General features: G+C 63.0%; 22 protein-coding genes and 1 pseudogene. 11 read left to right on the forward strand and 12 right to left on the reverse strand.

The annotated features are described in order from the left end of the window. Window positions 1–29 precede the first annotated feature (29 nt). Window positions 30–1,328 carry a hypothetical protein gene (locus tag M9924_12170; protein ID MCO5065154.1) on the reverse strand — a complete coding sequence of 433 codons (1,299 nt, stop codon included), beginning with the start codon at window positions 1,326–1,328 and terminating at the stop codon, window positions 30–32. 249 nt (window positions 1,329–1,577) lie between these two features. Between M9924_12170 and M9924_12175 the strand changes: the two genes are divergently transcribed. Next, the gene (locus M9924_12175; protein MCO5065155.1) at window positions 1,578–3,200 is read left to right on the forward strand and encodes an FAD-binding oxidoreductase; all 1,623 of its coding nucleotides are present in this window, start codon (window positions 1,578–1,580) and stop codon (window positions 3,198–3,200) included. Beyond that, window positions 3,197–3,811, forward strand: coding sequence for a hypothetical protein (locus tag M9924_12180; GenBank protein MCO5065156.1), 615 nt, complete (start codon window positions 3,197–3,199; stop codon window positions 3,809–3,811). Before M9924_12175 ends, M9924_12180 begins: the two co-directional genes overlap by 4 nt. Here the strand turns inward: M9924_12180 and M9924_12185 are convergent. Further along, window positions 3,805–4,938 (reverse strand): hypothetical protein, encoded by a 1,134-nt coding sequence (locus M9924_12185; protein ID MCO5065157.1) that lies wholly within the window; start codon window positions 4,936–4,938, stop codon window positions 3,805–3,807. The genes M9924_12180 and M9924_12185 overlap by 7 nt on opposite strands. Window positions 4,939–4,941: 3 nt before the next feature. Continuing rightward, complete coding sequence (locus tag M9924_12190; GenBank protein MCO5065158.1) at window positions 4,942–5,370, reverse strand: DUF4383 domain-containing protein; 429 nt, start codon at window positions 5,368–5,370, stop codon at window positions 4,942–4,944. A gap of 605 nt (window positions 5,371–5,975) precedes the next feature. On the opposite strand from M9924_12190, the gene M9924_12195 reads away from it, so the two are divergent. Continuing rightward, a complete protein-coding gene (locus M9924_12195) occupies window positions 5,976–6,908 on the forward strand; it encodes a diacylglycerol kinase family lipid kinase (protein ID MCO5065159.1) in 933 nt (310 codons plus the stop codon). A gap of 72 nt (window positions 6,909–6,980) precedes the next feature. Here the strand turns inward: M9924_12195 and M9924_12200 are convergent, their stop codons facing one another. Together M9924_12200 and M9924_12205 are read right to left on the reverse strand one after the other, a co-directional pair. Further along, window positions 6,981–8,192 carry a mandelate racemase/muconate lactonizing enzyme family protein gene (locus M9924_12200; GenBank protein MCO5065160.1) on the reverse strand — a complete coding sequence of 404 codons (1,212 nt, stop codon included), beginning with the start codon at window positions 8,190–8,192 and terminating at the stop codon, window positions 6,981–6,983. Next, window positions 8,189–9,805, reverse strand: coding sequence for a GMC family oxidoreductase N-terminal domain-containing protein (locus tag M9924_12205; protein ID MCO5065161.1), 1,617 nt, complete (start codon window positions 9,803–9,805; stop codon window positions 8,189–8,191). Before M9924_12205 ends, M9924_12200 begins: the two co-directional genes overlap by 4 nt. A 168-nt stretch (window positions 9,806–9,973) precedes the next feature. Here M9924_12205 and M9924_12210 point away from each other — a divergent pair, with 168 nt between their 5' ends. Together M9924_12210 and M9924_12215 are read left to right on the forward strand one after the other, a co-directional pair. Continuing rightward, entirely contained in the window at window positions 9,974–10,369 is a 396-nt protein-coding gene (locus tag M9924_12210) for a cupin domain-containing protein (GenBank protein ID MCO5065162.1), read from the forward strand. An 88-nt stretch (window positions 10,370–10,457) separates the two neighbouring features. Beyond that, window positions 10,458–10,847, forward strand: a complete 390-nt coding sequence (locus tag M9924_12215; GenBank protein MCO5065163.1) for an acyl-CoA thioesterase — start codon at window positions 10,458–10,460, stop codon at window positions 10,845–10,847. 18 nt (window positions 10,848–10,865) lie between these two features. On the opposite strand, the gene M9924_12220 is transcribed toward M9924_12215, so the two are convergent. The 5 genes and pseudogenes from M9924_12220 to M9924_12240 form a co-directional block, all read right to left on the reverse strand. Continuing rightward, the gene (locus tag M9924_12220) at window positions 10,866–12,167 is read right to left on the reverse strand and encodes a hemolysin family protein (GenBank protein MCO5065164.1); all 1,302 of its coding nucleotides are present in this window, start codon (window positions 12,165–12,167) and stop codon (window positions 10,866–10,868) included. A 53-nt stretch (window positions 12,168–12,220) separates the two neighbouring features. Beyond that, the gene (locus M9924_12225; GenBank protein ID MCO5065165.1) at window positions 12,221–12,928 is read right to left on the reverse strand and encodes an LssY C-terminal domain-containing protein; all 708 of its coding nucleotides are present in this window, start codon (window positions 12,926–12,928) and stop codon (window positions 12,221–12,223) included. Between the two features lie 43 nt (window positions 12,929–12,971). After that, window positions 12,972–13,505, reverse strand: a pseudogene (locus M9924_12230) (extensin family protein). Between the two features lie 707 nt (window positions 13,506–14,212). Next, entirely contained in the window at window positions 14,213–14,908 is a 696-nt protein-coding gene (locus M9924_12235) for an extensin family protein (GenBank protein ID MCO5065166.1), read from the reverse strand. Then, window positions 14,905–15,330: a DUF3775 domain-containing protein gene (locus M9924_12240; protein ID MCO5065167.1), complete on the reverse strand. Its 426-nt coding sequence runs from the start codon at window positions 15,328–15,330 to the stop codon at window positions 14,905–14,907. The genes M9924_12235 and M9924_12240 overlap by 4 nt, the downstream gene beginning before the upstream one ends. Window positions 15,331–15,457: 127 nt before the next feature. On the opposite strand from M9924_12240, the gene M9924_12245 reads away from it, so the two are divergent. Next, window positions 15,458–15,808, forward strand: coding sequence for a DMT family protein (locus M9924_12245; GenBank protein MCO5065168.1), 351 nt, complete (start codon window positions 15,458–15,460; stop codon window positions 15,806–15,808). A gap of 72 nt (window positions 15,809–15,880) precedes the next feature. After that, window positions 15,881–16,426: a tetratricopeptide repeat protein gene (locus M9924_12250; protein ID MCO5065169.1), complete on the forward strand. Its 546-nt coding sequence runs from the start codon at window positions 15,881–15,883 to the stop codon at window positions 16,424–16,426. Between the two features lie 9 nt (window positions 16,427–16,435). Here M9924_12250 and M9924_12255 read toward each other — a convergent pair whose 3' ends face one another. Continuing rightward, the gene (locus M9924_12255) at window positions 16,436–17,563 is read right to left on the reverse strand and encodes a PQQ-dependent sugar dehydrogenase (GenBank protein MCO5065170.1); all 1,128 of its coding nucleotides are present in this window, start codon (window positions 17,561–17,563) and stop codon (window positions 16,436–16,438) included. Between the two features lie 246 nt (window positions 17,564–17,809). Between M9924_12255 and greA the strand changes: the two genes are divergently transcribed. Both greA and M9924_12265 read left to right on the forward strand, forming a co-directional pair. Further along, the gene (greA, locus tag M9924_12260) at window positions 17,810–18,283 is read left to right on the forward strand and encodes a transcription elongation factor GreA (protein ID MCO5065171.1); all 474 of its coding nucleotides are present in this window, start codon (window positions 17,810–17,812) and stop codon (window positions 18,281–18,283) included. Window positions 18,284–18,290: 7 nt separating this feature from the next. Then, window positions 18,291–19,379: a glycosyltransferase family 4 protein gene (locus M9924_12265; GenBank protein MCO5065172.1), complete on the forward strand. Its 1,089-nt coding sequence runs from the start codon at window positions 18,291–18,293 to the stop codon at window positions 19,377–19,379. Between the two features lies 1 nt (window position 19,380). Here M9924_12265 and M9924_12270 read toward each other — a convergent pair whose 3' ends face one another. After that, the gene (locus tag M9924_12270; protein MCO5065173.1) at window positions 19,381–19,857 is read right to left on the reverse strand and encodes an Lrp/AsnC family transcriptional regulator; all 477 of its coding nucleotides are present in this window, start codon (window positions 19,855–19,857) and stop codon (window positions 19,381–19,383) included. A gap of 237 nt (window positions 19,858–20,094) precedes the next feature. Between M9924_12270 and M9924_12275 the strand changes: the two genes are divergently transcribed. After that, the gene (locus tag M9924_12275; GenBank protein MCO5065174.1) at window positions 20,095–21,387 is read left to right on the forward strand and encodes an NAD(P)/FAD-dependent oxidoreductase; all 1,293 of its coding nucleotides are present in this window, start codon (window positions 20,095–20,097) and stop codon (window positions 21,385–21,387) included. A gap of 213 nt (window positions 21,388–21,600) precedes the next feature. Then, window positions 21,601–22,575 carry a thioredoxin-disulfide reductase gene (gene trxB, locus M9924_12280; GenBank protein ID MCO5065175.1) on the forward strand — a complete coding sequence of 325 codons (975 nt, stop codon included), beginning with the start codon at window positions 21,601–21,603 and terminating at the stop codon, window positions 22,573–22,575. The last annotated feature ends 57 nt before the right edge of the window (window positions 22,576–22,632 follow it).

The raw sequence follows: 22,632 nt of genomic DNA on the forward strand, positions 1-22,632 counted from the left end.
CGCGGGAATCATCCTCTTTTCCCTCTACATCAGGCCGCGTTGCGGGTGTCCGCCTTGCGGCGCTTGGTACCCTTGGCCGCCTTGGCCTTTATCTCGGCGGCGTGCTCGAGGCTCTGCTTCAGCACCTTCACCTGGTTTGCCTGTCCGTTGGCGGAGTTCGCCTGTCCGTTGGTGGATATCTTCGGCTGAGGCGCGGGAAGCGAGGGAGTTTTCGTGGCCTCGACCGGCTCATGGACTGGACCGTGCCCGACAGGTGAGAGCTTGTGCTCAAGGATGCGGCGCTCCGCCTCGGCCTCGTTGAGGCGCGTTTCCAGCAGGCTGAGCTGGCTCGCCTTTTCGGCCTGATCCGCCTTGGCGGTCTGGAGCCGCGCGGTCAACTGCGCGGTCTCTGATTTCATGCACTGGAGTTCGGTGCTGTAGCGGCGGTCGCGATCGGCAATGTCCTGCTCGGCGGTGTGCAGCGTCGCAAGCGTCTCGGACAGGCGTGCTTCGAGCGCATCGTTCTGCTTTTGCAGCCGCAGCAACTCGGCCTCGCCAATGCTGAGCCGCGTCGACGCGTCGGAAGCGCGTGCCGATTCCGAGGAGAGGAGGTTCTGGGTTTCATCCAGCTTGCGGCGGTATTCAGCGGCTTTCTGTTGGGAAACGTCAAGGTCGAGCCGCAGCACAACATTTTTCTCGCGCAGCGATTCCACCTCGCGATTCAACCGTTCGATGTCCACCGTCTGTGCGGTGATCTGGAGCTGCATCTCGCTTCGCAGGCTTTCGCGCGAGGAAAGCTGGCTCTTTGTTTCGACGGCTTCGAGCCGGGCATCGTTCAGCCCGGTGCGCAAAAGCTCGAACTCCTGCGCAATGCGCTGCTCGCGCACCTTGTGCGACTCGATGGTGGCTTCCTGCCGCTCCCGCAGGCGTTCCAGCTTGTCGACCTGCTCTTCAAGGCGGCGCTTTTCGGCTGAAAGCTTGGAGTTCGAAATTTCAAGGTCGGACAGCCGCGCGATGTCGGCGGCGCAATCGTCGAGGAAGGAGCGGCCATGCGTGTGGCTGGCGATCACCGCCGCGAAGGCCTGCCCGATCTTGAACAGTTCGTCGCGTGCAGTGCGGTGTGATTCATCGAAAGCCTGGAAGGCTGACATGCGCGCCTGGGCATGAATCGACAGATCCGAGTCCTGTTGCGCCGAGCCGATCGGCTCGAGCGCGTTTTCTTCCGATCCGGTTGCGATCTGTGTGTTGTCTGCCTGAACCGTGGCGCCGTCCTGCGCCTTGGCATCGACCGGATCGTTCGAGATGATTTCGTTGAACGCGTTCTCCATCTCGTCATCGAGATTGACCAACGCTTTTTCCAGAGGGTCCTTCCGAGAGAACAATTCCCCAAGATTTATCATGACACGGCCGTTTTCTCTTGCACTCGGTTGGCTACATATTTAATCTAATTAAAGGACGATCTTGTCCGATTCTGACGCTGATGAACTTCCACTCGGCTGTCCATAACACGTTATTCTGATTCTGCATCATCTTTGCGATGTAACCTTTGGTCAATGAGATAGCTGCAAGCTATACCTTTGGCGAGTAGAAGGTTGCATATGGCAGGCATTTCCCGCAACGGGGCAGTGGGCAGGCGGGTGATTCTCGGGGCGGCGCTGCTGTGCGGCGCGGGCCTTTGGGCAGGCTCCACGCTCGCCCGGCTGGCGCGGGGGCCGAGCGGTTCCAAGGACCTCGGGCGGGTGGCGGATGCGGACGGCTTCGGGCTTGCGGCGCAAGGGTCCGGCCCTCGACCGCCTTATGATCCGGCCTTGGCGTGGAAGATGAAGGGGGGCGCGCTGAACGACGCCAGCGCCCTTTCGCGCACCCCGGTCTATGGCGTCGTGCAGGTCGCTTCGGAAGAGGATGTCGCCGCCGCCCTGGCCTTCGCGCGGGCCAACGGGCTGAAGGTTTCGATGGCTGCCGTGCGCCACTCAATGGGCGGACAGGCCTTCGACGACGACGCGCTCGTGCTCGACATGATGGCGTTCAACGGCATCGAGGTGGACGAAAAGTCGCGCACCGTGACCGTGCGGCCGGGTGCGACATGGCACGAAATACAGAATCGGCTGCATCCGCGATTCGCGGTGAAGGCGATGCAATCGACCGATATTTTCTCCGTCGGCGGTTCACTGTCAGTAAACGCGCACGGCATGGACCATCAGGTCGGCTCCATCGCGGGGACCGTGCGCCGGCTGCGGGTGATGCTGGCAGACGGATCGGTCGTGACCTGTTCGCGAAATGAGAATGTCGATCTTTTCCGGCATGTGATCGGAGGCTACGGCCTGTTCGGCGTGATCCTGTCGGCCGAACTCGACATTGCCGACAATGCCGTCTACCGCACCTCGCGCGAGATCATCAGTGCGGCGGATTTTCCGGCCTTCTTCGCGCGGGAGCTGGAGCCCGATCCGAATGTCGGGCTGTTCTACGGGCATCTTTCCACCGCGCCCGGCAATTTCCTTCAGGACATGATCGTCTATCGCTACGACAAGGTCGCGGACAGGGCGCCCGCCGACATGCCCGCGCTCGACGCGCCGGGTGCCGTCGGCGTCAAGCGCATCATCATGAACATGGCGAAATGGGGCGGGCCGTTCCAGGAGTTCAAATGGTTCAGCGAAAAGACGCTCGAACCACGCTTTGAAAGCTGCACGGTGCCGAGGACGGCGGCGATGGGCGAGGGCGAGGCGTGCCTCGTGTCCCGCAACAATCCGATGCACGATTCCGTGCCCTATCTGTTCAACGACCTGTCGGGCGAAACCGATATACTGCACGAATATTTCATACCGCGCGGGACCTATGGCGGATTCATCGAAGGCGCGCGCGAGGTGCTGTCGGCGCAGGATCTGCCGGTGCTCAACGCCTCGATCAGGATCGTGCATCAGGAGGACATTGCGCTCAACTATGCGCCTGCGCCGGCCTTCTCGCTGGTGCTCTATGTCAACCAGCCGACGACGGAGGAGGGCAACCGCCGGATGCGGGACCTGACGCGCAGGCTGGTCGACCTGACACTGGCGCATGGCGGACGGTTTTTCCTGCCCTACCAGCTTCACTATACGGGCGCGCAATTGCTGGCGTCCTACCCGGAAATGCCGGGTTTCCTTGCCGCCAAGCTGCGCTACGATCCCGGCGAGCTTTTCACATCCACCTTCTATCGCGCGCTCAAGGCGCTATCGGGGACAGCATGAAAACAGGCCTTGTGCTATTCGGCGCAGCGATGCTCGCCGCCACGGCAACGCTGGCGGACGAGAGCAAGGCGTTCCGGCTGAAGCTTGGGGAGCAGTCCATCGATCTCGACGTCGATGAGGATGCGCGGATCACCCTGCCGGACGGCTCGACGGCGACGGTCACGCTGAGCCGCAACGAATTTGCCACCTATGCGGCACAGGGCTTTTCCTTCGTCCATCCGAGCGACGTTTCGGTGACTCGCTCGCTGCTTGGCGAAGGTCTTGTGCAGCACCTCATGACCACGGCGCTCGGTACGATGGTGATCGTGCAGAGCTATGACGACCTCGATCCGAGTTCGCTGGGCGAACTGATGCTGAAGGAACTGACCGGCGACGCGGTGTCGGCGGGCGCGAAACTCGACCGGCGGCCTGCGGGGCGCGATGCCGCTGGCAAAAAGCTGTCGGGCATCGCGGCGACCGCCACGCTGAAACACGACACGGTGGACTATGAGATCGAGACCTACGGCAAGGACGATGCCGGTGTGATCGTCATCACGCGGATGGACCGCGACAACGCCGCGCAGGACGGCGCCAAGATCGACAAGTTCTGGGAAACGTTCAGGATTCAGTAGTCGTAGACGTGTTCCAGCCGCGCGCCCGACTTTTCCAGCAGGGGTATGACCTCATGCAGCCGCCTGACCGCGACCGCCAGCCCAAGGCGGCGATGGCGGGGGTCGGCGGGCAGGCGATAATCGAACAGCAGCCGCGTCTTGGGCGGCAGGACGATTGCGCCGTTTGAAATCGCGGTGAAGAGGATTTCGTCGTTGCCGCCGATTTCCACGAACCGCAGGCCGCGCCCGATGAGCCTCGGCAGCATTTCCGTGAACGCCTGGTAGCGCTTCGTTACGAACACCGCACCGTCCAGCCCCATGTCCTTTTCAAGCCTTGTGTCCGGCTCTCCGTCGATGGCCAGCGCAACCGGGCCTTTTGCCCACACATGGATGTCGAGCGCGGCGGGTTCGGCGGTTGCCGACAGGCCGGACTTGATGAGATCGGCATAGGCCTGCTTGATCGTGTAGGCGAGACCGAAGGCAGATTTTCGCTCGGTGGTGCGGGTGGGATCGTCGCCTTCTTCGGGGAGCAGCAGGAGCAATCCGTCGCGCTTCTGCGCATAGGCGAATTGGTACCATGGCACCTGGTCGAGGAACGCCGCATAGTCCTTCGCGACGCGGGCGAGGTAACGGTCGGCGGCAACCGGCCGGCCGGATGTCCATTCCGTGAAGCGACCGACGGTGTTTTCATAGGCCGATTGAACGGCAAGCTCGATCGTGTGGCTTGTGCCGATCACCGCCAGCATCTGGTGGTTGGCGAAGTTGAACGGATGACCGGAACTGGCGCGGATCACCATCGCATAGTCCTGCCAGAAGCGCCCGATATAGGCCCAGTAAGGGAACTCGCTCTCGCGACGGCCTGCATCGAGGAAGGCTGCATATTCGCGGGCGGCATAGACGATCGCCCATTCGGGATAGGTGAGATAGGTGGACTCCTCAGTGCGCTGGTAGCCGGGAATTTCTGCCCGCACCTCGGCGGCAAGCTCGGGCAGCGGTGCACCGGTCGTGAGGCCGGGAAGCGAGGATTTGCGGATCGCGGGCGTGGTGGCGAAGCCATAGGCGATGCCCGCCAGCGGAATGGCCACCACGATCAGCACAATGACCAGCGCGACTTTGGCCAGCCGCCATATGAGCCGCAACGGGAACAAGGGTCACGCGGCCGAATAGCGTTGGTGGGCCTGTCTTGCCAGCCAATAGCCGACAAAGACCGCGAAGCCGCCGATGGCCAGATGCGGCAGGTTGGCGAAGAAGCGGGTCGGGAAGTCGATGTCGGGGCGGATGCCCGAGATGAAGATGCCGCCGTCGAGGCAGCCCGAGCCTGTGAGCAGGCCGAGCACGCCGTCAAACAGGTAGACCGCGCCGAACAGCCTGAAATAGAGCACGGATTGCCGGTTCGAGATGAACGCCGCTGCAAGCGCCCAGACGCCCGAGAACGCATGCAGCAGGTCGTCATACCATTGCAGGCTGAATAGGCCGAACAGATTGCCGCTCGCGTCGTTGAAAGCCGGGACATAGCCGATGGCCACGACCAGGAAGAACATGACGCCGTAGAAAACGGCGAGCTTCTGAATGAGAGTCATGGGCGTTCTCCGTTCGTGGCGCGGAGACTATGCGACCTCTGCTAAGGAATGACAAACGCCCAAAAAACAGAGCAGGCGCTGGAATTGCTTCCAGCGCCTCCCTGTCAAAGTTCCGGCTTTTTTCAGGCAGCAATACCGAAGGTCTCGCGCCATCCATCGCCTTCTTTTTGACGGTTCGCCGCATCCGGGTCCGAAAACACCGACTGTTTTGAACCTCGCCTTGCGCACCCTTGCGGGTTTGCCTGACGTCCATCGAAGACTTGACCGGCCTTCATGGCAGCATCGGTCCGCCGATAACGCTTGCACGCTGTCTGCGGTCCCGGTTCGTCCGGTTCTCCACGGGCAAGCCCGCAGGTTCCGTCCTTCGCCGGGCTCAGCCTGGCCTCGTCTATCCTTGCCTTTCGGCTCCGATTTCCGTGGCCGCCTGAGATGACTAAACCTTAGCTTGTCGGGGGCTTGATGGATACAACCTCGCCCCTGTGGATAACGGGGTTATCGGGAATCGTTGCGGCGCAAAATAAGTGTCGGCTAAACTCGTATTCCTGCTTGCCAGCGAAAGGTGTTCGGGGCTTTGTGACAGTGTTCATGCCCGGAGGAGGAGTCGGGTGAAAATCGGGGTCGTCCTGAACCCGGTGGCCGGGGGAGGCCGCCTGAAACGCCGCTGGCCGCAGATCGAGGCCGCGTTGAAGCTACATTGCACCGAACTCGACATGCGCGAGACGGAGGAGGCGGGTGACGGCGAGAGGCTGGCGCTGGCCTTCGCCGGGCAGGGCTGCGAACTGGTGATCGCGGCAGGCGGCGACGGCACCGCCAGCGAGGTCGCCGACGGTCTGTTGCAGGCACGCGCGGAAACGGGCACGGCGGTTGCGCTCGGTATACTGCCCTGCGGCACAGGCACCGATTTTGCGCGAGGGCTCGGCCTGCCGCTCGATCCGGTCGAGGCCGCAAAGCGGATCGTGGGTGCGACGCCGCGAGCCATCGATGCGGGGCGGGTGAGTTTCATCGACGACCATGGCGCGCTGGCCAGCCGCCATTTCATCAATGTCGCAAGCGTCGGGATTTCGGGCGCAACCGACCGCGCGGTCAATGCCGACCTGCGCAAGGGACGGGTCTCGGCAAAGGCACTGTTCTACTGGCGCACGGTGGTGGAATTTCTCCGCTTCAGGTTTCAGGATGTGCGGATCGCCGTTGACGATGCGGAGCCGTTTGAGGCGCGCGTGGCGCTGGTGTCGGCCTGCAATGGCCGCTATTTCGGCGCGGGCATGATGATCGCACCGGATGCCGAACTGGATGACGGGCAGTTCGATGTCGTGATCGTGCGCGCATCCGGCAAGCTCGGCCTGCTGAGGGATCTGCGCCTGCTCTATGGCGGGCGTCATCGCAACCACCATGCCGTCACGATCCTGCGATGCCGCAAGCTGGTGGTGGAGCCGATGGACGCCACTAACGTGCCGCTGGTCGATGCGGACGGCGAAGCACCGGGATATGCGCCCGCGACATTCGAGGTTCTGCCCGGCGCGCTGCTGCTCAAGTGTTGAATCAAGAGCTTCGAAAACTGATTCAACTGCCTGCGGTCATGATTCCGTCGGCTTGGATAAGTGTTTGATGTATCACGGCAAAACCGGAACCGGATGCGGCTCCAGATGCAGCAGCGTCCCGGTGTAAGGGTTGGCCTCGCAAAAGGCTTCGTCCAGTTCGACGCCGAGGCCGGGTTCGGTCGAGGGGAACACATAGCCGTCCTGCCACTCGATCTTTTTCTTCAGGAGCCGCGCGTGGATGCCGTCCCATGTCCTGATGGATTCGAGGATGAGGAAGTTCGGGAGGGTGAGCGAAAGCTGGATGTTCGCCGCGCCGACCACCGGGCCGCAATAGCAGTGTGGCGCGATCTGGATATGGTAAGCCTCTGCCATCGCGGCGATCTTCTTCGTTTCGAGAATGCCGCCGGAGCGGCCGAGATCGGGCTGGAGAATTGTCGCGGCGCGCTGCTCGATGACGCGCGCGAACTCCCATTTCGTGGTGAGCCGCTCGCCGGTGGCGATGGGGATTTTGGTGCCGCGCGCCACCTCGGCCATGACTTCCGGCATGTCGGGCGGGACCGGCTCCTCGAACCAGAGCGGATCGTATGGCTCGATGGCCGCGGCCATGCGCAGCGCGCCCGATGCGGTAAACTGGCCGTGCGTGCCGAACAGGATGTCGGCGCGTGTTCCGACCGCCTCTCGAATCGCCTTCATCATGCGGGCCGACAGGTCGATATCGGCAAGGCGCGGCTGGCGTCCGTCCCATGCGGACCACGGCCCGGCGGGGTCGAGCTTCACGGCGCTGAAACCCTGCTCGACATAGAGCGCGGCGCATTCGGCGGCGAGGCCGGGATCGTTATAGACGTTCACGTCTCCCGCTTCGGACGGCACGACGCTGCCGGCATGTGGGTAGAGATAGGTGTAGGTGCGCAATTTCTCGAGCACCGCGCCGCCGAGCAGCTTGTGCACGGGCTTGCCCGCTTCCTTGCCGATAATGTCCCAGCAGGCGATTTCGAGCGCCGAGACGCAGCCCATCATGGACAGGTCGGGACGCTGCGAAAAGCCCGACGCATAGGCGCGCCGGAAGAAGGTCTCGATGTCGTGCGGATCGCGCCCGACGAGATAGCGGGCGGCGCAATCCTCGATCATATGCGCCGTGACATGCGGGCCGAAGGTGGCGTTGTAGGCTTCGCCATAGCCGACGACGCCGGAATCGGTGGTGAGCTTCACGAAGATGAAATAGCGCCCGCCCAGCCCTGCGGCGTCGTTGCCGACCACCCATGTCCTGACGTCGGTGATCTTCATGCGTGGTCCTCCAGCACCATCGCCGCACCCTTCCAGCCGGTCATGATCGCGGGCGCATTGGTGTTGCCCGCAATATTGCCCGGAAAAATGGACGCATCGATAACGCGCAGCCCGTCGACGCCGTGCACGCGCAGGCGCGGGTCCACCACCGACTGCGCCGGGTCCGGTCCCATGCGGCAGGTGGCGACCGGATGATAGACCGTGCCGCTGCGCTTGCGGAAATCCAGAATCAGATCCTCGTCGGAAGTGATTGAAGGACCGGGCAGAATTTCCTCTTCGATGAACTCGGCCATGGCAGGTTGGGCCGCAATGGTGCGGACGAATTTTACGGCGGCCAGCATTTCGGCAACGTCATGCTCAGTGGAAAGCGCGTTCGGCGTGATGCGGGGATAGTCGCGCGGATCGGCGGAGCGGATAATGATTTCGCCGCGACTCGTGGGGCGGCAGTTCGACAGGCCGATGGAGAAGCCCGGCCACGGATCGGGCGTCAGGATCGGTCGCTCACCTGCCTTCGGGATGACAGTCGAGAAGGCCTGGAAGTAGAGCTGCATGTTGGGTCGCGGCTGTCTCGGATCGGTCCGGAAGAAGCCGCCCGCATTGTTCATGGAGAGCGAAAGCGGGCCGGAGCGCAGCAGCAGATATTGCGCACCGACCAGCGCCTTGCCCCACCATGGCCGCAGGATCTGGTTCAGCGTCGGCGAACGACCCCTGAAGGTGTAGTTGATGCCGATATGGTCTTCCAGATTGCGGCCGACATGCTCGTTGGGATGGACGACGCCGATGCCGAGCGCGGACAGATGCGTCGCCGGGCCGATGCCGGACAATTGCAGCAATTGCGGCGAGTTGACGGAACCGCCGCAGACGATCACCTCGTGCGCGGCGCGCACCTGATGGCGACGGCCCTTCTGTTCATATTCGATGCCGGTGGCGCGCCTTCCCTCGAACAGGATGCGGGTGGCGAGCGCATGCATCTCGACGCGGACATTGGCGCGGCGCATCGCCGGGCGGAGGAAGGCGCGCGCCGCCGACATGCGCCGTCCGCCCTTCGTGGAAATCTGGTAGATGCCGACGCCTTCCTGCGTCGCGCCGTTGAAATCGGCATTGAGCGGAAGGCCCGCCTGTTGTGCTGCGTCAAGGTAGCGGCGCGACAGCGGATGCACGGCGGCGGTGCAATCCGTGACATGGACGGGGCCGCCGACGCCGCGCCATTCGTCCGCGCCGGTTTCGTTGTCCTCGATGGCCTTGAAGGCGGGCAGCACGTCGCGCCAGCCCCAGCCGATGTTTCCTGCCGCCGCCCAGCCATCATAATCCGCCGGATGGCCGCGCATCCACACCATGGCGTTGATGGAACTCGATCCGCCGAGAATCTTTCCGCGCGGCCAGTGATCGGCGTTTCCCGCGAGGCCGGGGTCGGGTTCGGTCCTGTAGTTCCAGTTCACGGCGGGGTCGAAGAAGCATTTCCCGTAGCCGAGCGGCATCTGCACGAAGAAGCGCCGATCCGTGCCGCCCGCTTCCAGAACCAGCACGGAATAGCGCCCGCTCGCCGACAATCGTTCGGCGACCACCGAACCCGCCGAGCCGGAGCCGACGATCACGAAATCATAGGTCTGCATGGCGGCGCGCCGGTTCCTCAATCTTTGGCGAGGCTAGTCGCTGACAGATATGTCCGTGTTGCGCCGGGGCGGCAAGCGCTGTGAAAATTGCGACCGGCGCGTGTCGCAGGCAGCCGCGTGGCGCGTACTGCAATGCGGTTGCATGGGGCCTCGACTGGAGGAGCGCCGATGTCCGACAAGCCCGTGGTGACGAATGAAAGCGAACGCGAGCGCGAGGGCTGGGACGACCCGGCGCGCGGCAGGGTTTCCTGGTACACGCTTGTGAGCGGCGACATCACGCCGACCAGCGCGCTCAGTTGCGGCATTGCCGAGCTTGAAGCACGTACGGGTATCCTGAAGCCGCACCGGCACGCGCCTGCCGAACTCTATCACATTCTCGAAGGGCAGGGCGTGCTGACACTCGACGGCGAGCATCGTGTGGTGACGGCGGGCGATACGGTGTTCATTCCGGGCGATGCCGAACACGGCATCCGTAATGAGGGCAGCGCCGTGCTTCGCCTGTTCTACGTGTTCCCGCAGGATCGCTTCTCCGACGTGGTCTATCGTTTCCGCGAGGCGGGTTGAGAAATCGGGCGGTTCGCATGCCTTGACAATTGCGCCTCTCCATTGAGATTGGCCGCAGCTTCGTTGCGCGGGAAACAGGACAGAGGAAATGCCGGGACCGGATGGGCTGCAGACAGGCGAACTGACGCTTCGAACCTTCGCCATGCCGAGCGACGCCAATGCGGCGGGCGATATTTTCGGCGGCTGGGTCATGGCGCAGATGGATATGGCGGCTGGCATGCGCGCTGCCGAACGGGCGCGAGGGCGCGTCGCAACCGTGGCCGTGAAGGAAATGGCATTCGCCAAGCCGGTCAAGATCGGCGACACGCTCTGTGTCTATACCGAGATCAGGAAAATCGGCCGCACGTCGATCACTCTCAAGGTGGATGCCTGGGCGCGGCGTTACCTCACCCATATCATCGAGAAAGTGACCTACGCGGATTTCGTGATGGTCGCGCTTGACGGCGAGGGAAAGCCGACCCCCATTCCGCCTGAGTGAATGGAATGAAACCGCGCGCTACTGCGTCGGGAGCTTGGTCGCGATGACCTTGTCGATGCGGCGGCCATCGAGGTCCACCACCTCGAAGCGCCAGCCCTGCACCTCGAAATGCTCGCCCGTGGCGGGGATATGGTTGAGGTGCGAGAGGACATATCCGGCCACCGTCTCGTAGTCGCGGTTTTCCGGCAGCGGGATGTTCAGCAACTCGCCCATCTCGTCGGCCTGCATGTAGCCTTCCAGCAGCCAGGAGCCGTCCTCGCGCCGGACAGCGCTTTCCGGCGCGTCGCCCTGGTCGAGATCGGAGCGGAAAACGCCGGTGATGGCTTCGAGGATGTCGGCCGGTGAGACGATTCCTTCGAAATGGCCGTACTCGTCATGTACCAGCGCCATCGGAACGTCGGACGCCTTGAGTGTGGTCAGCACGTCCAGCGCATCGGCCTGGTCGTGGACAATGGGTGCCGGGCGGACATGCTTGCGCACGTCGAACGCCTTGCCGGCGAGCATCGCTGCCAGAATGTCGCGGGTCTGGACGACGCCGACCATGGCGTCGACGCTGCCCTCGCCCGCCGGAAGGCGGGAGTGCGGCGTGTCCATGACAAGCTTGCGGATCACCGCGTCGTCGGCCTCGAGATTGATCCAGTCCACCTCGGTGCGCGGCGTCATGACGGCGCGGACGGCGCGGTCGCCAAGGCGCATGACGCCCGCGATCATGCGCCGTTCGTCGGATTCGATGGTGCCGTGATGTTCGGCTTCCGCGACCAGCATCTTGATTTCCTCGTCGGTGACGCGATCCTCGCTTTCGCCGCTCTGGCCAAGCAGCCAGAGCACGGCGCGGCCCGAAATGTCGAGCAGCCAGACGAGCGGCGCGCATACCGTTGCCAGCACACCCATGAACGGCGCGACGCGCGAGGCGATCGACTCCGGGTCGCGCAGCGCGATCTGCTTGGGCACAAGTTCACCGACGATCAACGATGCGTAGGTGATGACCGCGACGACAATGCCGACGCCCAGCGCATCGGACAGGCTTTCGGAAACGCCGAGCGAAAGCAGCGTCGTGGCAAGGCGCTCGCCGAGCGTGGCGCCCGAAAACGCGCCGGACAGTACGCCGACCAGCGTGATGCCGATCTGCACCGTCGAAAGGAAGCGGCCCGGATTGGCGGCGAGATCGAGCGCACGGCTCGCGCCGTTGACGCGCTCGCCGCGCTCAACCATGCCTTTCAACCGGGCGGGACGGGAGGAAACGATCGCCAGTTCCGACATGGCGAGCAGCCCGTTGACGACGATGAGGACGGCAACGATGGCCAGTTCGACGTATAACATGATCAGCTCATATCATTGCAGCGAACGGTTAGAAAAGCCGCAATCGAACAAATTCAATCATCCTTGAGCACTGCGATTTTTGCCTTGCCGTCGGTGAAATAACGGTCGCCACCGCCGTTGCGCCCGTCCTGGGTCGCGCCGCGCCCCTCGATCTCGTAAACGCGCGAGACGAGGCCAGTATCCTGAAGATCGCGGATCACGAGGTCACGTTCCGCGTCGATGTCAGGCCCGATGTGATGGGTGATCTGGCCTGTGTCATGGCTGACGCCCGCGCCCGTGTCGAGGCTCGCCGAACCGAGCCACAGTTCGTTGTTGTCGGCCTCCTGCGCCGTCAGCCAGAAGCGCACGTGATTGCGCCGGTCGGGACTGCCGCCGATGGGCTTCTCGAAGGCGAGGTCCTGCGGGCGGCCTTCAAAGACCAACGTGCTGACCGGTGCGTCGGGATAGGGATGGTCGAACAGGACGGCGAGGCCGATTTCGACGGCGGTGCGCAGCGTGAGCTGGTCCGCCGGGTCCCAGCCCGCCTTGCCGAAGGCGGTCAGCAACTGCGCCTTGTCGCCCGCGACGCCGATGTTGATCGGGTCGCCCGGGATGCCGGCTGTGGTGTGCGTGACCATGCCGCCCGGCTGTGTGAGCCGATAGTGCTCGGCAACGCGCCAAAGCTCCGGGATCACCACATAGGCGGCGGCGGCATAGACGGCGATGAGATAGGCGATGCCGCGAAGCCTGCGGTGCCTTCTGGCGGTGGACGGGGCGCTCATGCAGGCAGATTACCTGAAGCCGTTTTGGCGGCAAGCCGGCTTGTCAGTGACAGGCGCGGCGGCCGTTGCGGCGCTCCATCAGGTCGAAATGAAAATGGTTGCGATGGTCCCAATTATAGCCCGGCCCGAGCACAGTGGTGAAATAATCGCAGCCGTCCGACCGAACATTGTTCAGGAGACCGCGGGCGCGAAACGCGAACAGCCCCTGTTTCTTCACATCGATCTTCTTTCCGTTGCCGAGCGTCAGCGCCATGACATCCAGCGCATTGCCCTGCGAATGAGCGGACATGGTGCGCGAACGCGCGATGCGGCGGCAGGAATAGGCCGATCCCTGATGGATCGTCTTGATGCCCGAGAAATAGCGTAGCCGCGCGGAAGGCACGAGTTCCTTGCGTGTCCACTCCGAAAAAGTCTCGGCCATCGCGCAGGTGAGCGTCGCGGCGGGCCGGATTTCGACACTGCCGATGGCCTGCAATTTCACCGGATGCGCGATCTGGCAGGACGGGCTGTCATGGATTGGCTTGAGATCGACATAGCGCACGCCGAGCTTGCGCAGCTTCTGGCGGCATTCGATCTCGTCGCGGGAAAGCGGGGCCGCGCGCTCGGGCAGAGGCGCGACGTCCGGTTCGGCGGGAAGCGGCGAGGGGACACGCGGATAGGCGACCATTGCCTGGCGCGGCGAAGGCTGCGGCGCGATGGCGGGTTCCTGCTCCGGTTCAGCCGACATGGGCGCATCCGGTTCCGGGTCAGGCTCCGCCATGTCGTCGGACGGCATGTCGGGTTCGGCGTCGGACAGCGTGCGGGCCGGATTTTCGATTGGAGGGAAAACCTGCGCAAGCTGTCGCTCGGGCGCTCCCATGATGATGGGCTGCTCTTCGGCAGGTGCGGGGTCGGAAACCGGCATCGACATTTGCGGTGCGGTCTGCGCCATCTCCTCCTCGACCGGCGGCAGGTCCTGCCAGGCGGCATCGGGTTCCGGGTCCACCGGCACGACCGTTTCCTGCTCGACGCGGGTCGGCGCGAGGTCGGCCTGGATCGATCCGGTCTGCGAGCCGACATCGGCGGGAGGCCGCAGGTCGCCGAGCCCGTCGCTTGAACAGGCGGCGAGCGCGAACATGGCGATGCCTGCCCACCAGCCTCGATAGCCGGCGTGTGCGGCGGAGAATTTCCCCGTCATCCGTATCCCTTTCGGGGCGGTTTCCTGTCCCAACGCGGCAAGCCTATCGGGCAAATGTAAAGGAATGCTCAGCGCGCCCGTTCAGGGCTGTGGCGAAAATCGGGCCGTCACTGGCAGAAGGTTCCGCCATTGCGGCGCTGTGCGAGGTCGAAATGGAAGTGCAGCGAATGGTCCGCGTCGCTGCCCGGCCCCAGCACCGTCTTGAACGGGCCGCACGCGGCGGTGCGAACGTCGCGCAGGAACGTCTCGTGCTCCTTGGGCGGTGCGGGTTCGATGGCGACGGTCTTTTTGTCCGCCAGCGTGAAGGAGGCAATGTCGACCGCGTTGCCGAAGGCGTGTTCCGACAGTTTCTGCGTGCCGTTGCGCGGGCGGCAGACATAGCCCGATGCCTGGGCGATCGACCGGATCGGCGACCCGAACGCCTTCTGTGCGGCGGGCGACATCACGTCGCGCGCAAACTTCGCGAGCGCGAGTGCGGTTGCGCAGTTGACCGTTATCTCCGGCGCAATTGCAATCTCCGCCGTCATTTGCGTGACGGCGAGCGGATGCGGCATGGCGCAGCCTTCCGCCTCCTGCACGGGCGGCAGTTCCTTGAACCTGGCGCCGAGCGCCGTCAACTCGGTCCTGCAGGCCGTTTCATCGGGCGGGACAGCGGATTCAACCGGGGGAGCGACGGGTTCCAATGGCTTTGCCTCGGGCGGGCGTTCCGGCGGGGGGTCGACGCTTTGCGGCAGATCGACCGACGCGGACGCGCCCGTCAATACCACCAGCGCCGCCAGCGCCAGCGGTGTGTGAGGTTTCATGCGCCGAGCGCCTCAAGCCCCTCTTCGAGATAGTCCCCCAGCATCGGCATGCCCATCAGGTATCGTGCGGCGCGGCGTGCGCTTTGCTGGCGCGCGGCGGCCACCGCCTCGCTCCATTCCGCCGCTTCGAAATCGCCACGGCCAATCCATGCCAGCGCAACCAGTTCGGTCGCTTCATCGACGTTCAGGTCCTCGATCAGCGCGCGCAGTTCGCGCCCCGTCAAATCTTCTTCCTCTTCCTCTGCAAGACCGTCATGGTGGTGGATGTCGTGCCCGTCGCCGTCATATTCGACCTCGTGCTCGCTGCCGTCGGCATAGTCGTCATTGACATCGGCGCTGATCGCCTTGGCTTTCAGGATGAGCAGGCGAACCGTGTCCGGTCCCACCGTCAGTTCCCATTCCTTCTCTGGGCTACGCTTCATCAGGCCCTCCCTGCGGCCATCAACGTCGATATTTGTGCGCATCAGGTCCATGATTGCAACTCCCGAATGGCGGCAGAATCAGGATAGTGAGGTGGGAAACGTCCGAGGTCCCAAAGGGTTCAATGTCATGGCCGCAGTGCTGTCTCCTAAGGTCCTGCCCATCCTCATGCTGATTGCATCGAACGTCTTCATGACGTTCGCGTGGTACGGCCATCTCAAGCATACCAGCGCGCCGCTGTGGGCCGCCGTCATCGTGAGCTGGGGCATCGCGTTCTTCGAATACTGGCTGGCGGTCCCGGCCAACCGGATCGGCAGCCAGGTCTATTCCGCCGCCGAGCTGAAAACCATGCAGGAGGTTATCACCCTTACTGTTTTCGCTTTCTTTTCAGTTCTTTACCTCAAGGAATCTCTTACTTTGAATCATCTGATCGGTTTCGCCCTGATCGCCGGCGGAGCAGCCTTCGTGTTCAAGGGATGACGGAGCGGCGACCGGGATGAATCCGCCTTGCGCCATCGTTTGTTCATGAGGACCGAACAAGGGAGAACGCAGATGAAAACGACCGCGATGTTGCCTGCATTCATATGCCTTATGGCCTTGCCATTGCTGACCTCGGCGTCGATGGCTGCCGGCGAGGGTGGCGGGGGCTCAAATCCGACCGTCAGCCAGTGCAAGAAGGGCGAGGTATGGGACAAGAAAAAGCAGAAATGCGTCAAGGCCCAGCGCGGCGCGACAGATGACGAGAGCATCTATGAAGCGGGGCGCGACCTTGCCAACGCGGAACGCTATCAGGAAGCGATCGATATTCTCGAACTGGCGGCCAATCCCAACGATCCGCGTATCCTGAACTATCTGGGCTATTCCAACCGCAAGCTGGGCCACGTGGAACTCGGCCTGAAATATTATCAGGCAGCACTTGCCGAAAAGCCGGACTACACGCTCGTGCGTGAATATCTGGGCGAAGCGCATCTCCAGATGGGCAACCTGCCGGCGGCGAAGGAGCAATTGGCCGAGATCGAGCGGCTGTGCGGCGGTACGAGCTGCGAGGAATATCGCGACCTCGCGGAAGAGATAGAGGCCTTCGAAAAGAAGGGCTGACGCGGCGCGTCAATCGGCGCGTGAGATACGGATCAGCGCCCCGTCGCGCTCGTCGGTGAGCAGGTACAGCGAACCGTCGGGCGCGAGGTTCACGTCGCGGATGCGCCCGAAGGCACCTTCCAGCATGCGTTCCTCGCCCACGACCTTGCCGGTTTCGTCGCGGTCGAGCCGCACCAGCAGGCCGAACTTGAGCGAGCCGACAAGAAGGTCGCCATTCCATTCGGGGAACATGGCGCCGCTGTAGCTGACCATGCCGGACGGTGCGATGGACGGGTCCCAGTAGTAGAGCGGCTGCTCATAGCCGGGCGCCTCGGTGCCGATCCCCAGCTTTTCGCCGGAATAATCGACGCCGTAGGAAATGACCGGCCAGCCATAGTTTTTCCCGGCCTCGGGACGGTTCAACTCGTCGCCGCCCTTCGCGCCGTGCTCGACCGTCAGGAGTGCGCCCGTCAGGGGATCGAATGTCGCGCCCTGAATGTTGCGATGGCCTTTCGACCAGATCGACGGCGCGCCTTTGCTGCCGTCCGCATAGGGATTGTCCTGCGGGATGCTGCCGTCGGCATTGATGTGCAGCACTGCGCCGGATTCATCGAACATGTCCTGCGCACGCTCACCCTGTCCGCGATCCCCGGTGGTGAGGAAGATCGAGCCGTCCGGTGCAAAGACGATGCGCGAGCCGAAATGACGGTTTGTGGTTGCGGGTTTGCTCATGCGAAGCAGGACGTTCACATCATTCAGCGCATAGACACCCTTCGATTCGGAAAGGATCGCGCGCGCGATTGCCGTTCCCCAAAGATTCTTCTTGGGCTCCACGAAGGTGAAATAGAGCGCCCGGGACTGTTCGAAATCGGGTGCGAGCGCGACGTCGAGCAGGCCCGCCTGGCCGCGCGCCAGTATCTTCGGCAGGCCGCTGACGGGGGTTGCCTTGCCGTCTTTGCCGATGATCTGCATGGTGCCGCCGCGCTCGGTGACGATGATCCTGCCATCCGGCAGGAAGTCCATGCCCCACGGGTTCTTCAGGCCGTCGGCGACGACATGGGCGTCAATGCGGACCTTCTGCGTATCGAACTCCTGCGCGTTCGCTGCGGTGAAAGGGACCAGCGCGGATGACAGGGCGAGGGCGAAAAATCTGAGCATGATGCAGGCTTATCCGAGCATTGTGGCGGCATGGCAAGCGCAATGCAGACGGCCTCGCATTGTTCGCTCAAAATGTGGTGAACCGGTTGCGATTTCATTTTGGAATGGAATTTCCGCAACGGGCTGCTATATTTGCTCGGATGGATATGGACGTGTCCGTTGGCTGAAAGGCCGCCGGGCCGTTTTTATTTTGTGCATGCGGCATACAAGAGGATCGCGTTGCCGCTTCGAGGAAAGGCAGATGGAATGAACAAGGTCCCGATGACCCAAACTGGCTTCGACGCGCTGAAGGAAGAGCTGCGCTGGCGTCAGCAAGAGGAGCGTCCGCGCATCATCGAGGCGATTTCCGAGGCCCGTTCGCATGGCGATCTTTCCGAGAACGCGGAGTACCACTCCGCCAAGGAAGCGCAGAGCCATAATGAAGGCCGCATCAACGAGCTGGAAGACCTGATCGCGCGCGCCGAGGTCATCGATGTGTCGAAGCTGTCGGGCGGCAAGGTCAAATTCGGCGCGACAGTCGTGCTGGTCGACGAGGACACCGAAGAGAAAAAGACCTATCAGATCGTCGGCGACCAGGAGGCCGACGTGAAGTCGGGCCGTATCTCGATTTCGTCGCCGATTGCGCGCGCGCTGATCGGCAAGGAAGTGGGCGACGCCATCGAAGTCAACGCACCGGGTGGAGCGCGAGGCTACGAAGTGCTCGAAGTCCGCTTCAGTTGAAATTGAAATGAGCGGCGGCAGGGATCCGAAGGGCGGCGTCGCGCCGCCCGCCGATCCCGCGCACGTCGAGGTCATTGCGCCGAACTTCAAGAGGCGCCTTTCCGGCGTCACCAGCACCATCATCCAGCTCGTGCCCCTGCAGGCGCAAACCATCGGCATAGCAACATTGGGGCCAGGCCTGCCTGCCTATCTGCCGCACCTCGCCTGGTGGCAGCTTCCGCTCCTGTGGCGGCAGCCGGCATCCGGGCGCGTGCGCATCTGGCATGCGCGGCGCAATGTGGAAATGCTGGGCGGGCTGTTGCTGCGCACGCTCGGAGCGCCGCTCAAGCTGGTGTTCACCTCGGCCTCGCAGCGCGCGCACAGGGCATGGACGAAATTCCTCATTCGCCGCATGGATGCGGTCATCGCGACCAGCGCGGGTACCGCCTCCTATCTGGAGGTGCCGAACACCGTCATCATGCACGGGATTGACCTTGACCGTTTCGCGCCGCCGCCGGATCGCGACGACGCGGCGCTGGCGCTCGGGCTGGACCCGGCAAGGCGGTATGTCGGCTGCATTGGGCGCGTGCGCCACCAGAAGGGCACCGACCTTTTCGTCGACGCGATGATCGCGTTGCTGCCGTCGCGCCCCGAATGGTCGGCAATCATTGTGGGGCGGGCCACCACCGAGCACCGGGCATTCGAGCAGGATTTGCGGCAGAAGGTCGAGCAGGCGGGACTGTCCGGGCGGATATTGTTCGTGGGAGAGCACACCAATATTCCGGACTGGTATCGGGTCTTGTCGCTCTTCGTTGCGCCGCAGCGCTGGGAAGGTTTCGGGCTGACGCCGCTGGAGGCCATGGCGACGGGCGTTCCGGTCGTCGCCACGGATGTCGGCGCATTTCCCGAGCTTGTGGTCGATGGCGTGACAGGAAGGTTGATCGCGCGCGACGACCTGCCTTCGATGATCGAGGCGACCGGCGCGCTCATGGACGATGCGGCTCAGCGGGCGACTGCCGGAAAGGCCGCGCTTGCTCATGCAAGCGCGAATTTTCCCTTGCAGAAGGAAGCCGAGCGCCTCAACGCGGTTTATGAAGGGTTGTGGCAGGCCGGATAGGTCAGTCGCCGATGGCGACAAGGCCCTCGTTCTTCTCCTGCCGGATGGTCAGCGCGGTGCGCACCGTATCGACATTCGGAGCCGAGGTAAGGCTTTCGATGACGAAGTTCTGGAAGGTGGCAAGGTCGCGGGCCACGCAATGCAGCATGAAATCGGACTCGCCGGAAACCATCCACGCCTCGCGCACGATGATCCATGAACGTGTGAGCTGGGCAAAGGCCTTCAGCTCGCTTTCGGAGTGGTGGTGCAGGCCGACGAGGCAGAAGGCGACGACATCCGCGCCGAGCATCGGCGCATTGAGCAGGGCGCGATAGCCCATGATGATGCCCGCATCCTCCAGCCGCTTGACGCGCCGCAGGCAGGGCGGAGCGGAAATGCCGACCCGGCGCGACAACTCGACATTCGTCATCCGGCCGTCATCCTGAAGCTCCTTCAGGATTTTCCAGTCGGTCGCATCGAGTTCCGCTTTGAGCGGCATGTTTCAAATCTCCGACTGATTGCGCAAGAATCTTTCGTCTCCGCTGTAAACCAGTTCGCAGGCCATGAAAACAGGTCGCGCGGCACCTGCCGTCTCCGGCACATGTTAAAACATTAAAGTTCTTGAATTTCGAAAGTTTGAATGTTAGGTGATAAGCAGGATGGCGGGAGGACCATTGCAGCCCGGCGGGTTGCGGCGGTTCGCCATCGAACAGGATCGCAGGTGGAGGAAACGCTCATGTCTCACGTCGTCGTTCTTGGTGCGGGCCTTGGCGGCACCATCATGGCTTACGAGTTGAAAGAGAAGCTTCGCCGCGAAGACCAGATCACCGTCATCAATCTCGGGACGGCCTATTCATTCGTGCCGTCCAATCCGTGGGTCGCCGTCGGCTGGCGCGAGCGCGACGACATCAGCGTCGATCTTACGTCGACATTTGCAAAGCGCGGCATTGGGCTGCGACCGGAAGGCGCGCGGCGCGTCCACCCGAAGGAAAACCGTATCGAGCTCAATGACGGCTCCTTTATCGACTATGACTATCTCGTCATCGCGACGGGCCCCGAACTGGCCTTCGACGAAATTCCGGGGCTTGGACCGGATGGCTTTACCCAGTCCGTGTGTCATATCGATCATGCGCTCGCGGCAAAGGCCAATTTCGAGGCGCTTGTCGATAAACCCGGCCCGATTGTCGTGGGCGCCGCGCAGGGCGCGTCCTGTTTCGGGCCTGCCTACGAATTTGCCTTCATCCTCGATACGGCGCTGCGCCGCGCCAAGAAGCGCGATCAGGTGCCGATGACCTTCGTTACGCCGGAACCCTATATCGGGCATCTCGGCCTCGACGGGGTTGGCGACACGAAGGGGCTGCTCGAAAGCGCGATGCGCGAGCGGCACATCAAATGGATCACCAATGCCCGGGTAACAAAGGTCGAGGCCGGGAAGATGTTCGTCGAGGAGGTCAACGAGGACGGCTCCGTCAAGACCGGCCATGAACTACCGTTTTCCTATTCAATGCTGTTGCCTGCCTTCAGGGGCGTGCCGGCGGTGGCCGGAATCGAAGGTCTTACCAATCCGCGCGGTTTCATCACCATCGACAAATACCAGCGAAATCCGGCATTCCAGAACGTATTCGCGATTGGTGTTTGCGTGGCGATCCCGCCTGTCGGCAAGGCGCCGCTGGCCGTCGGCGTGCCGAAAACCGGCTTCATGATCGAGTCCATGGTCACTGCAACGGCGATGAATATCGGCGCGCTTCTCAAGGGCGAGAAGCCGAGCGCGGTCGCAAGCTGGAATGCCGTCTGCCTCGCCGATTTCGGTGACGAGGGGATTGCCTTCGTCGCGCAGCCGCAGATCCCGCCGCGCAACGTCAACTGGTCGTCGCAGGGCAAATGGGTGCACGCCGCCAAGGTCGGCTTCGAAAAGTATTTCCTGCGCAAGGTGCGGCAGGGCAAGGCCGAAACATTCTACGAAAGCCTCGCGCTGGACGTGCTCGGCATCAAGAAGCTCAAGGACATTCATGCCGAACCGGCGGAATAGGCATGCCGAACCGGCTGAATAGGCCGACGTTCAAATTAAGGTGTCCGCAAAAATATGCCGTTCAGGCCGATGAAGCCTTGACGCCGCATCCCCGATTATAGAAGGGGATCATGACCGGCGAGCCTTGCATGTGACGCATGGCTATACCTATCTTATGTATTCGACACTTTTTTGCGCATCGATGTGGCGGCGCGCGCCGCGTGAGGGATTTCCATGTCCACCAAACACGCCCCTGTTCTAATCATCGGGTCAGGACCGGCGGGCTATACCGCTGCCATCTATGCGGCTCGCGCAATGCTGAAACCCGTGCTGGTCGCCGGATTGCAGCAGGGCGGGCAACTGACCATCACCACCGATGTGGAAAACTATCCCGGATTTGCCGAGCCGATCCAGGGGCCCTGGCTGATGGGCGAAATGCTCAAGCAGGCCGAGCATGTCGGCACCGAGATCGTCAACGACATCATCACGAGCGTAGATCTCGACGTGCGGCCCTTCCGGCTGACCGGCGATTCCGGCACGACCTACACCTGCGATGCGCTGATCATCGCCACCGGCGCGCAGGCGAAATGGCTGGGCATCCCGAGCGAGCAGGTGTTTCAGGGCTTTGGCGTTTCGGCCTGCGCCACCTGCGACGGTTTTTTCTATCGCGGCAAGGATGTCGTGGTGGTGGGCGGCGGCAATTCCGCCGTGGAAGAGGCGCTTTACCTCTCCAATCTGGCGAAGTCGGTCACTGTCGTGCATCGTCGCCGGGAGTTTCGCTCGGAGCGCATCCTGCGCGAACGGCTGTTCGCCAAGGACAACATCAAGGTGGTGTGGGACAGCGTCGTGGAGGAGATCACTGGCACGCCGGGCAAGCCACCGCTGCCAGCCTTTGTAACGGGCGTCCGGCTGAAAAACGTGGTGACCGGCGAGGTGAGCGACATGCCGACGGATGGTGTGTTCGTCGCCATCGGCCATGCGCCGGCGGTGGAACTGTTCGTCGGCAAGCTGAAGCAGAAGCCGAACGGCTATCTCTGGACCGCGCCGGACTCGACGCGGACCGATGTGCCGGGCGTCTTCGCCGCAGGCGACGTCACCGACGATATCTATCGGCAGGCGGTGACGGCTGCCGGAATGGGGTGCATGGCGGCGCTGGAAGCGGAAAAATATCTCGCGGGTGTGGAAGTGCATCGGGAAGCCGCCGAATAGGCGGACCCGATGAAGTGGCCCATGGAGAAATGACCCACGGGTCTATCTTTGGTCAAA

This window comes from Rhizobiaceae bacterium (assembly GCA_023953835.1).
Taxonomy (GTDB): Bacteria; Pseudomonadota; Alphaproteobacteria; order Rhizobiales; family Rhizobiaceae; genus Mesorhizobium_G.